Here is a 15,672-nt window from a genome sequence, read left to right as displayed (position 1 = left end):
TATCGTTGTCAAAATTTATTTTTTGTAATAGAATATATATGAAAGTGAAAAATTTAGGAGGAACTATGGCAACACTTAATTTAAAAAATATTGATAAAGTGTATGATAATGGATTCCAAGCGGTACACAATTTTAATTTAGATATTGCAGATAAGGAATTTATTGTATTTGTTGGACCATCCGGTTGCGGAAAATCAACAACATTACGTATGATAGCAGGATTGGAGGATATTTCTGCTGGAGAGTTATATATTAATGATAGACTTGTAAATAATATGCCGCCAAAAGATAGAAATATTGCGATGGTATTTCAATCATATGCTTTATATCCACATATGTCAGTTTATGACAATTTAGCATTTGGGTTAAAACTAAAGAAAATACCTAAAAATGATATAGATAGAATGGTTAAAGAGGCTGCAAGGATTCTTGAAATTGAAGAATTATTAGATAGAAAACCAAAGCAATTATCCGGTGGACAAAGACAAAGGGTAGCTTTGGGAAGAGCTATTGTAAGAAAAGCAGATGTATTTTTAATGGATGAACCATTATCAAACTTAGATGCTAAATTGAGAATTCAAATGAGATCCGAGTTGATAAAATTGCATAGAAGAATGGAAACAACAACAATTTATGTAACACACGACCAAACTGAAGCTATGACAATGGCATCAAGAATTGTTGTTATGAGTAAAGGTTACGTTCAACAAATTGGTACACCAAAAGAAATATATAGTAAACCGGCAAATAAATTTGTTGCCAGCTTTATAGGATCACCTGCTATGAACTTCTTTAGTGGTAAGATTGAAAATGGAAGATTTGTTGCAAATGATTTAGACGTATATTTACCAAAGGGACATGAAGATGTAATTAAAAAATACGAAGGCAAATCAGTTACATTAGGTATCAGACCTGAAGAGTTAAGACTTGTAGATTTTGATAAAGAAGAATTTACAGAAACTGCACACATGAAGATGCATGTAGAAGTTTCAGAATTACTTGGACATGAATATATTTTACACGGTAGTATTTCCGGGCAAAAAGCTGTTTCAAAGATTAATGTTGACGTTGATAAATTTGATGAATCAAGAATAGAATATGATATTAAAGTTGATGCTTCAAAGATTACATTATTTGATGATGAAACAGAGGAAAGTTTATTTTAATGAATTATAATAGAATGTTTGAATGGCTATATGCTTTTTCTGAAAAAATATTAGCATATTTGATAAATATATTTTATACATTTATCTTGACTTTGCCTTTGATTTTAGTTGGTCTATTTATAAAAGGAGGAAATATAATAAAGTTTCCGATTTTATTTATTCCGTTAGTAACTTTATATTTTATGGCAATAAAATCATTAACATATGCAATTTATAAGATTATATTTAAAAATGAATTATATTATAAACCTTTTTTTCTTAAATCATTAAGGGAAAATTTTATTAAAAATTATTTTTACTATTTTGTAGCAGTTTCACTATTATATTTTGGACTTAATAGTACATATGTCATGATAGTAAAAGTAAATACTATGTTTTGGATATTATTTGCATTGATTATAATGATGATACTACCTAATATAATTTACTCGACTATACAATTTGCATTATATGAAACAAAGTCAATAAGAGAAACAATAAATAATTCATTTTTGCTTTCGGCAATGTATGGAATAATTACGGTAGCTATGGTATTTATTTTTATTTGGATGGCATATCATTTTCCAAAATATCCATTTAAAATAATAGCGATTGGTATTCCGATATATTCATTAATATTAGCTTATATTCATAAGTTAATTCTAAGTAAATTAAATAAAAAATAAGAGGGAAAAATGAAAAAGAACAATAAAATAAATAAAGATTCTCGTAAGAGAAGTTTACAATTAGCGTGGTTTACAGTCCCTGGTTTGATTTGGTTAATTGTATTCTGCTATTTACCAATGTTTGGTTTAGTAGTTGCATTTAAGGATTACAAAAATTATGACGGAAATTTCTTTACAAGTCTATTTAAGAGTGAATGGACATTAAAGAACTTTGAATTTTTCTTTAAAACAAGTGATGCATGGCTAGTTACAAAAAATACATTGATGTACAACATGGTATTTATTACATTGAATATTGTTGTTCCTTTAATCGTAGCTATAATGTTACACGAACTTTTAAATAAGAGAATGGCAAAAGCCTATCAAACTGCAACATTTTTACCATACTTTTTATCATGGATAGTTATATCCTATTCAGTATATGCAATGTTACAAAATGATACAGGGCTATTTAACCAAATACGAAGAATGTTTGGACTTGAAGGAATTGATTGGTATAGACAGCCGGGATATTGGCCTTTCTTCTATATATTCTTACATACGTGGAAAGGGCTGGGATATAATACGGTTATATATTTAGCGGCATTATCAGGAATTGATAAATCTTTATATGAAGCTGCTTCAATTGACGGTGCAAGTAAATTGCAACAAGCAAAGCATATTACTATACCTTTATTAAGACCTGTTATAATTATTATATTTATATTATCATTAGGTGGTATCTTCAGATCAGACTTCGGGCTATTCTTCCACATACCAAACAGTGGTGGTGGAGCTGCTTCATTAAGAAATGTTTCAGAAGTTATCGATACTTATATATATAAATTACTGATGAACAGCCAAAACATAAAACAATCGTCGGCTATAGGATTTTTCCAATCCGTAATAGGATTTATTTTAGTATTTACAGCTAATAAGATTGTTAAGAGATTTGACCCTGAAAGAGCAATTTATTAGAAGGAGGAGGACAAAATGGCAAAAAAGAAATTAAAATCAAGTATAGCTATTTCTGGTGGAACAAATATTTTATTTAATATTTTATTATTCCTGATTGCAGCTATGTGTATCTTCCCGTTACTATATGTATTTTCAATATCTATAAGTACAAAAGAATCAATTGCACAATATGGTTATCAAATTATTCCTAAGGAAATTTCATTGGCTTCATATAAACAAATTCTTGGAAATGGTAGTTCTATATTAAATGCATTTAAGAATTCGGTAATATTAACAATAGTTGGTACAATCTTAGGTACATTTACAATAATTACTTATGCTTATGCGATGTCAAGAAATGACTTCTTGTATAGAAGATTTTTCAATACAATTGCATTTATTCCTATGTTATTTGGTGGTGGTATGGTTGCCAGCTACATTGTTATGGTAAATATTTTAGGATTAAAAAATACACCATTAGCACTTTTATTACCACTATTATTTAATACTTTCTATTTGGTAATTATGAGAACATTTTTCCAAACAAGTGTTCCATTTGCTTTGATTGAAGCAGCAATGGTTGATGGGGCAAATGAGTTTGATATTTTCTTCAAAATTGTTTTACCTATTTCATTACCCGGTATCGCTACAATATCACTATTCTTAACATTAGCATACTGGAATGATTGGTTTAATGCTATGATTTATTTAGATGATACATTTTCACCATATTCAACATTACAATATATGTTAATTAAAATTCAGAGAACACTGGAAGTTGTTATATTAAAAAGCTCACACATGGGACCTGCTGCTATGGAAGCATTGAAATCATTACCGACTGACGGTATTAGAATGGCGATAGTTGTAGTAACTACATTCCCAATAGCTTTATCATATCCATTCTTCCAAAGATACTTTGTACAAGGATTAACATTAGGAGCAGTTAAAGAATAATTATATAAAATTTTATATGTGAAATCGTATTAAGAATATGATTTCACATTTTTTATTTTCTGAAAAATAAATTTATAAAAAATGCTTAAATGAATTAATTACAAAAAAGATTTTAAGAAATTGTAATAATTATAATTTATAAAAAAAATTTGAATATGAGATATCCCGTATAATACTTGAGTTTAAGAAGTTTAGTTAGCTTATACACTGGTTACATAAAAGTTACATTATGAAAATATAATCATTTTTTTATAAAAAAAAGATTTAAAAAAGAAAACTTAATCTTTATATATGAATTCGTTGTCAAAAGATAGTTTTCATAGTAGAATATATTTGTAAGTAAGAGTTAACACTCTTCTAAACAAGATAAATATATTTTATATATTAGGAGGAAAATATATATGAAAAAAATTATAGCTTCATTATTAGCTTTAGTTTTAGTTTTTGGTTTGGTAGCATGTGGCCAAAAGAAGAAAGAAACTAAGCAGGGAGAAAAGAAAGAAAAACCAACTATTACATATTTGGTACACGCTTCAGGAAAAGACAAGGATAAAGTTGCTCAAAAAATTAACGAAAGATTAGCAGAATTAAAAGCTAATTACAAAATTAAATTTATGGCATTTTCATGGGGAGACTATGAAACAAAGATTGGTTTATTAGCTAGAGGTGCTGATAAAGAAAAATTTGATTTAGCTACAACAGCTTCATGGTTAGGACCTTTCAAAACATTGGTTGCTGATAAAACATTATTGGATTTAAATCCATATTTAGAAAAAAATGCTCCAAAACTGGCAAAATCTTTAACAGCTGCTCAAAAAGCAGGGGCTTCAATTGATGGAAAATTATATGGTATCCAAACAATTATTGATAAAGCTCCAATGGCAAGAGATATGTTTATTTGGAATGTAAAAGAATTAGAAAAAATAGGTAAGAAACCGGAAGATGTAAAGAATATTACTGACGTTAAAGGATTAGAACCTATATTAAAAGCTTATAAAGAAAAATTCCCAGAAAAAACACCAATGAGAGGTGACGTATGGGCAGAAAGAAGATTAAATAACTTCATCAGAACAAAATCAGACGGCACATATACAGTAGAAAATTACTTAACATCACCTGAGTTAAAAGCAAAATTTGAATTAGTTGCAAAATATAGAGATGCAGGATACTTAGGAAAAGAATCAGGTACAGAAAATAATCCATTAAAAGAAACACAAAAACAACCAGATCAATGGTTAGTATCAAGAGGTGAAGGAGAACCTGGTTCAGAAGCAACATGGACAGATCAAAATAAAACACCTGTAGTAGCAGTTCCAATTGCAGAAGATAATATCTTATACAATGACAATATACAAGGTAAATTAACATCTGTTTATGCACATACAAATCATGCAGCAGAAGCAGTAAACTTTATAGAATTAGCAAGATTTGATGAAAAAATCCAAAACCTATTGGCATGGGGTATTGAAGGTACACACTACAACGTTAAAGACGGTAGAGCAGTTCCTGTTGATAAACAAGAAGGATGGAACCCATGGAGGAATCAATGGTCAAATGACGTAAGAATCCCAGAACCAACAGGTGCAGATATTAATTCACCTGAGTTAAAAGCAAAGATAGATGCATATGTAAAACCAATTGTGCCTTCTGTTGACTTAGGATTTAACCCAAGTGAAGGTCTACAAACAAAAATTGACAATGTTTTAGCTGCAAGAGACGGTATTGTTGATCTACAAAATGGTAGAATGAATGTTTATGATGAGTTTGTAAAACGTGTTAAAGCTGCCGGAGCAGATGAAGTTGTTAAAGAATTAAAAGCTGAATTTGATGCTTGGTATGCAAAAAATCATAAATAAGATTTGAAAAATATTAGAGGATGGGGTATTTCCCATCCTTTTTTCTTTGGAGAAGATATGAAAATAAATGAAATAAAAAATATAATTGAAAATCGAGATGATTATATCAAATTCAAAAATTCAAAATATGATTTTTTTAAAGAAGATTCAGAATATATAAATCTTCATTTTTCAAATACAAATACAATTGAAAATCCATATAAGCATATAATGCTGAATGTAGAAAATAAAAATAGATACACAATAGATGGAAATGAAGCCGAATTAGTTTTTCATGGCGATGTAAATACATTTTTAATTAAAAATTGTTGCGATATAACAATAAAAAATTTAACTATTGATTATTATAATCCTACATCAATAGAGCTATATGTTAAAAATATAAATGAAGAGTTAAACTATGTTGATTTTATTATTCCTAAAGCATTTAATTATTATTTAGAAGAAAATGATATAATTTGGACTTCAGAAAAAAATGAGAATCACTATTATTGGATGGGGAAAAATCAATTTAAATCATATGCGGTAACAATTTTTGATCTAAAAAATAAATATTGTAAAAGAATGGATATAAATGACGGACCTTTAATTAATCATATTTCAATTGAAAAACTTAGTGACGGTGTAAGAGTTTTTTACAAAAAGATACCAAAATCTGTAAAAAAAGATTATATGATATGCTTAAATGAGTCTTATGATAGAAATAATGCCGGTTTTTCAATTATAGAATCAAAAAATATAAAATTTGAAAATGTTAGTTTCAATTATTTACATGGTTTTGGGCTTTTAATTCAAATGTCAGAAAATGTGATTTTTGAAAATTGTAAATTTATGGGAAATGAAAAACATATTGTATCAAGTTTTGCTGATTCCATTCACGTTTCGGGATTAAAAGGTAAAATTGAAATTAAAAATTGTATTTTTGATTCGTCCCTAGATGATTCAATCAATATACATGGTACATATGTGAGAGTGGAAGAGGTTGAAAAAAACAAAGCTATTATGAGATATGTACACCATCAACAAGGGGGATTTAAGCAATTTTTTGTTGGAAATGAAGTGGAATTTTTTAACAGGGAAACCTTAGAAAAAGTTGAAAATAAGTCCTATAGAGTTATTGATGTAACTAATCCCGGAGAATATTCAAATAATTTGCAATATATGGAAGTTTATTTTGATAAAGACTTACCTGATTATTTAAATGATAAAATTGATAATGAAGGTAAATATGTAGCAGAAAATATAACTTATACTCCGGAGGTTTTAATAGAAAATAATAAATTTTCAAATGTTCCATCCAGAGCTTTACTATGTACTACCAGAAAAAAAACAGTAATAAGAAACAATATATTTGAAAATATTACTATGGCTTCAATATACTTATCAAATGATGCTAATGAATGGTATGAATCGGGAAAAATTGAAAATATGATTATAGAAAATAATGTTTTTAAATATAATAAAGAATTTTTGAAATTAAATGATACTAAATCAATTTGGATAGAGCCGATATTGAAAAATGAAAACAAAGAAGTATCTATTCATAAAAATATAAAAATAATAAATAATAAATTTGAAATTGAAAAAGAAAAAGCGGTGATTTTTAAGAATACTTCCAATATTTTTATTGATAAAAACATATATCAGAATTGAACTTATTTTCAAAAAAATTGTATGTAAGCTGTAACTATTAAATATCCAGTCATTATTGTTAAATACTTGTGTTTAGATAGTTTTGATTGTAAAATTATATTAGATAAAGATATATTTAGTTTAGGAGGATAGATGAAAAAAATAGTTCATGTGGTATCACATTCTCACTGGGATAGAGAATGGTATATGCCCCTAGTTAGCCATCAGATGAGGCTTGTAGATCTTATTGACGGGATTATAGAAGCTTCGAAAGACAATAAATTTATCTCATTTCAAATGGATGGACATTATTTACCAATAGAAGACTATTTAGCGATTAGACCGGAAAATAGAGATGTTGTCTATAGATTAATAAAAGAAGGCAAGATTATAATTGGACCTTGGTACATTCTTCAAGATTCATTTTTAACCTCCGGAGAATCAAATGTTAGAAACCTTGAAATTGGTATGAAAAAGTCTGAAGAACTGGGCGTGCCTGCAAAAATTGGATATTTCCCGGATACATTTGGAAATATAGGTCAAGCACCACAAATTTTGAAAAAAGCAGGCATTAACAATGCATATTTTGGTAGAGGTGTAAAAGCTACCGGTTTTGCTAATGTAGTTTTTGAAGATTATACATCAAGTAGTTCTGAAATGTATTGGCAATCACCGGATGGGTCAAAAGTTTTAGGCATATTATTTGCGAACTGGTATTGTAATGGAGTGGATATTCCTTATGAAACTGAATTGATGAAAAAATATCTCGATAAGAAAATTGAGGATATGGAAAAATATGCCTCAACAAGACATTTATTATTGATGAATGGTTGCGATCATTCTCCGGTACAAAAAAATATTGGGGAAATTATCGAAAAAGCAAATACATTATATGAAGATTATGAATTCATACATTCAAACTTAGATAATTATTATGAATCGGTTGCGTCTGAGGTAGACGGTTCAAAACTGTCAGTCATCAAGGGAGAATTAAGATCTCAAACTACAAATGGGTGGGGGACATTACAAGGCACCTCATCATCAAGATATAGATTAAAAAATTACAATAAAATTATTGAAATGAGATTGGAAGAGGTTGTTCAACCACTTTATACAATGTTATTTGATAAAGAAAAATATCCTGTAGATAAAATAGATTATGTTTATAGGACATTATTTACAAATCATCCACATGATAGCATTTGTGGTTGCTCGGTAGATTCTGTGCATGATGGAAATATAAGAAGATTTAAGACTTGTGTTGAAGGCTTGGATTATCTTGAAAATCAGGCAAAGAAATATTTGAGTGAAAATATTAAAAATGATTATAAGGAAGAACATGTGTTTACAGTTATAAATACTACACCTTATCATCAAAGAAAAGAAGCAACTATCGAAATAGAATATGCTAAGAGATATTTTTCAGGATTTGAATATTTGAAATTTACTCAAGAAATGAAAAAAGAAAGAATCCCTAATTTAAGAGTTGTTGATGATTATGTCGAATATGACACATATGTAAAAGATTTGGGCGTGTTATTTGATTATGAATTACCGGATAATCAATTTAGAAGAGGTTATTTTACAAGAAAGATTCAAGTTAAGTTTGTTACGGAGTTAGATCCTTTTGAAAGAAGAATATTCAGATTGGTACCTAAGGAAGATTATATTGGAAAACCAAATATGATTGACACTAGAGAAGTTGATACAAATATTTTGAATTTGAAGATTGAAGATAATGCAACATTAACAATAACTGACAAGCGAAACAATAAAGTATATAAAAATGTATTCATGATTGAAGATAGCGGAGATATCGGAAATGAATATATTTATAGACAATCCGGAGATAAAAAGGTAATTAAGAGTTCAACCTTAGTTGACTACTCAGTTGAAGAGTTGACAACTAAACTTTATGAAATAAAGATGACTGAAAGAATCTCTGTGCCAAAAAGTGCATCACAACAATTATTAGATGAACAAAAATTGGTAATTTCAGTAGAAAATAGAACAGCTCCACGTTGTGATGAATATGTAGACATCTTAGTATATAAGAAAATTAAAATAGATAAGCTAAAGTCAACAATTACAGCTAAAATAAAATTTGAAAATACAGCTAAAGATCATAGAATGAGAATCTTAATTGATCACAATTTAGATACGGACAAAGTAAATGCTGAGTCTATATTTGAAGTTGTTTCAAGAGATGCTTATCCTCCAAAAACATGGGAAAATCCGGATTTTACTCAAAACTTTAACAGATTTGTGGAAATGCACGATAAAGATGGCGGATTTACAATATCTTCAGTTGGTGTTCAAGAATATGAGCAAACAGAAGATGGTTTAGCATTGACCTTGTTTAGAGCTGTTGGAGAAATGGGGGACTGGGGATACTTCCCAACACCTGATGCACAATGTCAAGAGTTTTTAAGATTTGAATTTCATTTAGATTTCTTTGTAAAGGATTATGTATCTTCATGGCAAAGGGCATTGGGAAATAGAGTGCCTTACTTTACAACACAAATTGCTAAAAATGAAGGTAAAATCGAAGCAAATACAGCTTATGATATGAATTTAGGTTCAAATATTTTCTCTACATTGTACAGAAATGAAAAAGGAGAAAGGATTTTAAGAGTTTACAATCCTGATAAGATAACACATAGACTGTATGTTCAAAATGGTGAAATATGTGATATTTTAGGACGTAAGTCGTTAAACGATGAATCCTTAAATAACAGTTTCTTAAATCCATATGAGATTAGAACAATTAAATGGGAGGATTAATGAAAAATATTGTAAATGAATTGATAGAATTTGTTGAAAACTCCACTTTGAGTACCAAACTTAAAGCAATGTTTAAAAATGCAATTCAAAATACATTCACAACTACCATTAAAATTACAGATAGAGAAGATGCCTTTGTTTTAACAGGAGATATACCTGCTATGTGGCTTAGGGATTCAAGTGCACAAATCAGACCTTTGTTTTATATTGAATCTAACGAAGCTGATGAACTGATTAAAAAAGTAATAAAAAGACAATGGTTCTGCATTGAAAAAGACACATATGCAAATGCTTTTAATGAAACGGGTGATGATTCAAAATGGACACATGATGATATAACCGATTTTGATAGCCCGTGGGTATGGGAAAGAAAGTACGAATTGGATTCGATAGCATATATGTTCCAATTACTTCACATGTATTATGAAAAAACAAAAGATGCATCTATTATTGATAATCACATAGCAAAATGGATGGAAGTTTTAGTGGATCAATTAATACTCGAACAAAATCATGAAAATTCGCCATACAGATTTGAAAGACCAAATCCATGGGCTCCAAGTGATTCATTAAGAAAATCAAATATGGGTACGCCGGTAGGATTTACAGGCATGTCATGGTCAGGATTTAGACCAAGTGATGATTCATGCGAATTACAGTATTTAATTCCTGCTAATGCATTTACAGTTGTTTCATTAAATAAGACGGTAGAAATGTTGGAAGAAATTAATTTTGAAAATACTGAATTAATTGAGAAAATGAAAAAGCTTTCGAGTGAAATTAATGATGGCATCAAAAAATATGGCATGATGAAAAATGAAAAATTTGGTGAAATATTTGCTTATGAAGTCGACGGTCTTGGAAATCAATTATTTATGGATGATGCTAATGTTCCGAGTTTATTGTCATTACCTTATTTAGGATATATATCAAAAAATGATGACATATATCTAAATACAAGAAAAGCTGTACTTTCAGAATTGAATCCATATTTTTATGAAGGAAAAGCTGCCAAAGGCGTGGGTTCACCACATACACCGGAAAGATACATTTGGCATATTGCTTTATCAATTCAATTAATGACATCAACAGATAAAGAAGAAATTGAACAAATATTAAGATGGTTTGAGACAACTGATGCAGATACAAATCTGTTACATGAAGGATTTGATGTAGATGATCCGTTTAAGTTTACAAGAGAGTGGTTCTCATGGTCAAATTCAATGTTTTGTGAAGCGATTTTAACATATTTGGGCAAAAAGATTATTAGAAAATAAAGAAATAAAAAATACTAAAAGGGTTTAATCCCTTTTAGTATATATTTCACAAATTATATCAATGTATATTAATATTGGTAACATTTTAGATATGGAATATTCATAAGTAGAATATCCCGGGGTTTTAAGTAAATAATCAGAATAATTTTTTAATGAAGAATTAACATTTCCGGATATGGAGAAAATTGTAGCATTGCGATTTTTTGCATTTTCACAAGCTTCTAATATGTGAGTATTTTCACCGGAAAGTGAAATACATATTAATAAGTCATTTTCGGATAAATTATTTGAAAGAATGTTAATTCCATATGGTTCTTTAGCGTAGTCAAGATTGTTTAATCCGATTTCGCCTAATTTAAACATCATTTCATTTGCAATTAAACCGCTAGAGCCTATGCCGACTATTACTATTCTGTGGAATTTATCTAAATTATGAATTAATTCTACAACATTTTTATCAAATTCTTTAATATCATTAATTACAGAGGTATAAATTTTCTGTGTTTGATATTTTTCGGGTTCTTGAATATTTTGAAGAGCAAATTTAAGCTCATTAAAACCATCAAAACCTAGTTTTTTAGCAAATCTAGTGATTGTAGAATTTGAAATGTAGAATGTTTTAGATAATTCGCTTATATAAGAATCAAAAATTTCAATATTACTTTCTCCAAGTCTATCAAGAAATTCTTGTTCTAAATGGGAAAGTTTAATGGATTTTTTTGAAATAAGATTTTTTATAAACTTATATGATTTATTCATTTTATCACCTCATTATGAGTACAATTAATCGTATACAAGTATAATTATATCATAGCATAAGAAAAAAATGTAGGAGAATTTTATGTATTTAATATTTGATATTGGTGGGTCGTCTACTAAAATAGGAATTATAAAAGACAAAGAAATAATAAAAAAGTATTCTATTGAGAGAAAAGAAACTCTTAAGGAATTTTTATCAATGCTTGAAGAACAAGTGGAAAAAAATATTAGCACATATAATATAAAAGGAGTCGGATTTAGCAGTCCCGGAACAGTTGATTCAAAAACAGGTAATATTTATGGTTTGAGTGCTATAGATTATATTCATAAATATAATTTTGCAAAGCATATACAAGATAAGTTTAAATTGCCTGTGGCGATAGAAAATGATGCAAATTGTGCTGCATTAGCTCAAATGTTTATGGATGAACCAAAAGAAAAAGATATTGCATTTGTAATTGTGGGAACAGGAATTGGCGGAGCAATTATAAAAAATAAACAGATTATTAGAGGGCGTAGACTTGAAGCCGGAGAATTTGGCTATATGTTATTAAAAAATATAGAAGGAGAATATACAAATTTTTCCAGGCTTGCTACAATTCCAAATGTAGTATCTAGGATTAAAGAAAAATATAATATAGTTGAAAAACCTCATATTGTATTAGAAAAATATTTTAATAAAGTAGAACCATTTTATAGTGAAGTTAAAAATATGTTTCAATATATGTGTATGGGATTGTACAATATTCAATATATATATGACCCTCAGGTTATATATATTGGCGGCGGTATTTCACAATCTGAAAAATACATAAGAGAACTTAAAAAATTTTTACGACAAGAGCCATTTAATTTAGCCGACATAAATATCAGACCGGTAACATTTTATAATGACAATAATTTATATGGAGCATATTCAAACTTATTAAAATCAATAGAAAAAGGAGTAAGATTATGAAATCAATAGGTGTAGATATTGGTGGAACAAGTGCCAGAGTTGCACTGTTTGATGAAAATTTTAATATTATTTCAAAACAAATTACACAGACAGGTGACAAGGAATTTGATGATATTATAGATGAAATATCTGAAATGATTAATAAAGTTGACCCTGACCGTTTAACAAAAGTTGTAGGGATTTGTTCTCCCGGACCTTTAGACAAAGATTTAGGTATGATTTTGGATGCTCCCAATTTACCAAAATGGAGAAACAAGCCATTTTTAAGACTAATAGAAGAAAAAACAAATAGAAAAGCATTTTTAACAAATGATGCCAATGCTGCGGCAATGGCACAAGCGGTAGGAGATAATAGAGAAACTATAGTTTTCATGACAGTAAGCACCGGAGTAGGTGGAGGCATAGTTTATAAAGGTGAGCTTATGGAAGGGAAAAAAGTATATGCCGGTGAATTTGGATTGATGATAATTTCTGATGATGATAGAAATCATAGTCAATTATATGCGGGGACATTAGAAAGCCTATGCTCCGGTACTGCATTATCAAAAAAAGCTACACAAGTATATAAAACAGATATTTCTACAAAAGAATTATTTGAAAAATATGCTGAAAATGATGAAAAGGCAATTGAAATTATAGAACAATGGACAGAATATTTTTCAAGAGCTATAGCTAATTTATTACAAATAATTGAACCTGAAATTTTCTATTTAGGGGGTTCGGTAATCACAAAAAATCAATTTTTGATTGATAAGGTAATAGAGGCTACAAAAAATAAAGTTTATGAAGGCTTAAAAAATAGAATATTTATTGAAGTTGCAAAATTTGGCGATGATGCCGGATTGGTGGGTGCTGCAAAAAATGGACTAAATAATTTTAATGGAGGAAATAATGATTAAATTTCCTGAAGGATTTTACTTTGGGTCGGCTACATCAGCTACACAAAGTGAAGGAAGAGTTGAAGGTGATGGAAAAGGAGATAATATTTGGGATTTGTGGTTTGAAAAAGAATCATATAAATTTCACAATCAAATCGGTCCATCAAAAACAAGCTCTTTTTATGAAAATTATAAAGAAGATATAAAATTATTAAAGGCTACAGGACAAAATTCATTCCGTACATCCATAAGTTGGTCCAGACTTTTTCCAAAAGGATATGGGGAAATTAATCAAAAATCTGTTGAATTTTACAAGGACGTATTTAAGAGAATTAAAGATGAGGGCTTGACACTATTTATAAATTTATATCATTTTGATATGCCGGTAGAATTACAAAATATTGGTGGATGGGAAAACAGAGATGTTGTTGAACATTATGCAAATTTTGCAAAAACTGCATTTGAGCTATTTGGAGAATACGTTGATAGATGGTTTACATTTAATGAACCAATTGTCCATGTTGAATGTGGCTATTTGTTGCAATATCACTATCCCCTGGAAGTTAGTCCTGAAAAAGCAATATTAGTTGGATTTCATACACAACTTGCAAGTGCAAGAGCAATTGAAGAATTTAAAAAACTAAATTTAACATCTAAAATCGGTATTGTATTAAATTTAACACCTGCTATTCCCAGATCACAACATCCAAAAGATCTAGAAGCAGCAAAATATGCAGAAATGTTTGCAATAAGATCATTTTTAGATCCTTCCATCAAAGGCACATTTCAACCCGAATTGATTGACCTTTTAAGACAATACAATTTATTACCAACAGTCGATAAACAGGATTTAAAAATCATCAAAAATAATACAATTGATTTCTTAGGCGTAAATTACTATCAACCACTAAGAGTAAAAGCTGTTCAATATGAAATTAAAAAAGATGCAATATTTTTCCCAACAAACTTCTACGAACCCTATGAAATGCCGGGCAGAAGAATCAATCCCCACAGAGGTTGGGAAATAGACCCTTCAGTTGTCTACAATATAGCCATGTATATTAAGGATAATTATAACAATATAGAATGGATAATGTCCGAAAATGGCATGGGGGTCGAAGGTGAAGAAAAATTCAAGGTTAATGGTCAAATTCAAGATGATTACAGAATAGAATTTATCAAAGAACACCTAACATATCTACACAAAGCGATAGAAGAAGGAGCAAATTGTATAGGTTACCATGTTTGGACCTTCATCGATTGTTGGTCATGGCTAAATTCATATAAAAACAGATACGGATTAGTTGAATTAAACCTTGAAACCGGAGAAAGAACAATCAAAAAATCCGGCCATTGGTATAAGAAATTAGTTGAAAATAACGGATTTTAATTAAAAATTAAGCCGTGCAGGGCTTGGAACTTATCAACCAAAACTTGCACGGCTTGGCAAGAACCGTTTTTATAAAATATTTTATGGGCTATTGTAAATTAAGCCGTGCAGGGCTTGGAACTTATCAACCAAAACTTGCACGGCTTGTTGTTATATATCTAAGGATATTCTTTATAGGTAATGTGGGTCGCCGTGCTCATGTATAATGAATATTTCTTTGATTTACAGGTAAAGCCTGTCCCACAAATTCATGTATATCAAATATTTGTACAATTTACAGGTAATGTGAGCTCGGCAGCCTTCGACAATTCATGTACTGCGATTATTTTTTAATATTACAGGTAATGTCACCCTTACAATTTCATGTATCTCATATATTTGTACAATTTACAGGTAATCTGAGTTTGGCATCCC

12 protein-coding genes are annotated in these 15,672 nt (G+C 29.2%); 11 read left to right on the top strand and 1 reads right to left on the bottom strand.

Features of this window, described 5'->3' with window-relative positions:
- Nucleotides 1–65 precede the first annotated feature (65 nt).
- The 8 genes from EQF90_RS05915 to EQF90_RS05880 all read left to right on the top strand — a co-directional run bounded on the left by EQF90_RS05915 (nucleotide 66) and on the right by EQF90_RS05880 (nucleotide 11,273).
- A complete protein-coding gene (locus EQF90_RS05915) occupies nucleotides 66–1,166 on the top strand; it encodes an ABC transporter ATP-binding protein (RefSeq protein ID WP_134711982.1) in 1,101 nt (366 codons plus the stop codon).
- Nucleotides 1,166–1,831: a hypothetical protein gene (locus EQF90_RS05910; RefSeq protein WP_134711981.1), complete on the top strand. Its 666-nt coding sequence runs from the start codon at nucleotides 1,166–1,168 to the stop codon at nucleotides 1,829–1,831. The genes EQF90_RS05915 and EQF90_RS05910 overlap by 1 nt, the downstream gene beginning before the upstream one ends.
- 9 nt (nucleotides 1,832–1,840) lie before the next feature.
- Entirely contained in the window at nucleotides 1,841–2,788 is a 948-nt protein-coding gene (locus tag EQF90_RS05905) for an ABC transporter permease (protein WP_134711980.1), read from the top strand.
- A 15-nt stretch (nucleotides 2,789–2,803) separates the two neighbouring features.
- Complete coding sequence (locus EQF90_RS05900; RefSeq protein WP_134711979.1) at nucleotides 2,804–3,724, top strand: carbohydrate ABC transporter permease; 921 nt, start codon at nucleotides 2,804–2,806, stop codon at nucleotides 3,722–3,724.
- A gap of 401 nt (nucleotides 3,725–4,125) precedes the next feature.
- On the top strand, nucleotides 4,126–5,580 hold the full coding sequence (locus EQF90_RS05895) for a type 2 periplasmic-binding domain-containing protein (protein ID WP_134711978.1): 1,455 nt from the start codon (nucleotides 4,126–4,128) through the stop codon (nucleotides 5,578–5,580).
- A gap of 57 nt (nucleotides 5,581–5,637) precedes the next feature.
- Complete coding sequence (locus EQF90_RS05890) at nucleotides 5,638–7,233, top strand: right-handed parallel beta-helix repeat-containing protein (RefSeq protein WP_134711977.1); 1,596 nt, start codon at nucleotides 5,638–5,640, stop codon at nucleotides 7,231–7,233.
- A gap of 132 nt (nucleotides 7,234–7,365) precedes the next feature.
- Nucleotides 7,366–9,996, top strand: a complete 2,631-nt coding sequence (locus tag EQF90_RS05885; protein ID WP_134711976.1) for an alpha-mannosidase — start codon at nucleotides 7,366–7,368, stop codon at nucleotides 9,994–9,996.
- Entirely contained in the window at nucleotides 9,996–11,273 is a 1,278-nt protein-coding gene (locus EQF90_RS05880; protein WP_245152900.1) for a glycoside hydrolase family 125 protein, read from the top strand. Before EQF90_RS05885 ends, EQF90_RS05880 begins: the two co-directional genes overlap by 1 nt.
- Nucleotides 11,274–11,297: 24 nt before the next feature.
- Here EQF90_RS05880 and EQF90_RS05875 read toward each other — a convergent pair whose 3' ends face one another.
- Nucleotides 11,298–12,032: a MurR/RpiR family transcriptional regulator gene (locus tag EQF90_RS05875; RefSeq protein ID WP_134711974.1), complete on the bottom strand. Its 735-nt coding sequence runs from the start codon at nucleotides 12,030–12,032 to the stop codon at nucleotides 11,298–11,300.
- A gap of 82 nt (nucleotides 12,033–12,114) precedes the next feature.
- Between EQF90_RS05875 and EQF90_RS05870 the strand changes: the two genes are divergently transcribed.
- Genes EQF90_RS05870 through EQF90_RS05860 form a run of 3 tightly spaced genes read left to right on the top strand, consistent with a single transcriptional unit; the run spans nucleotide 12,115 to nucleotide 15,258 of the window.
- Nucleotides 12,115–12,990 (top strand): ROK family protein, encoded by an 876-nt coding sequence (locus EQF90_RS05870; RefSeq protein ID WP_134711973.1) that lies wholly within the window; start codon nucleotides 12,115–12,117, stop codon nucleotides 12,988–12,990.
- On the top strand, nucleotides 12,987–13,889 hold the full coding sequence (locus tag EQF90_RS05865; RefSeq protein WP_134711972.1) for an ROK family protein: 903 nt from the start codon (nucleotides 12,987–12,989) through the stop codon (nucleotides 13,887–13,889). The genes EQF90_RS05870 and EQF90_RS05865 overlap by 4 nt, the downstream gene beginning before the upstream one ends.
- Nucleotides 13,882–15,258, top strand: coding sequence for a glycoside hydrolase family 1 protein (locus EQF90_RS05860; protein WP_134711971.1), 1,377 nt, complete (start codon nucleotides 13,882–13,884; stop codon nucleotides 15,256–15,258). Before EQF90_RS05865 ends, EQF90_RS05860 begins: the two co-directional genes overlap by 8 nt.
- The last annotated feature ends 414 nt before the right edge of the window (nucleotides 15,259–15,672 follow it).

This window comes from Helcococcus ovis, from assembly GCF_004524775.2.
Taxonomy (GTDB): domain Bacteria; phylum Bacillota; class Clostridia; order Tissierellales; family Peptoniphilaceae; genus Helcococcus; species Helcococcus ovis.
This window is presented reverse-complemented; position numbering and strand designations above follow the sequence as displayed.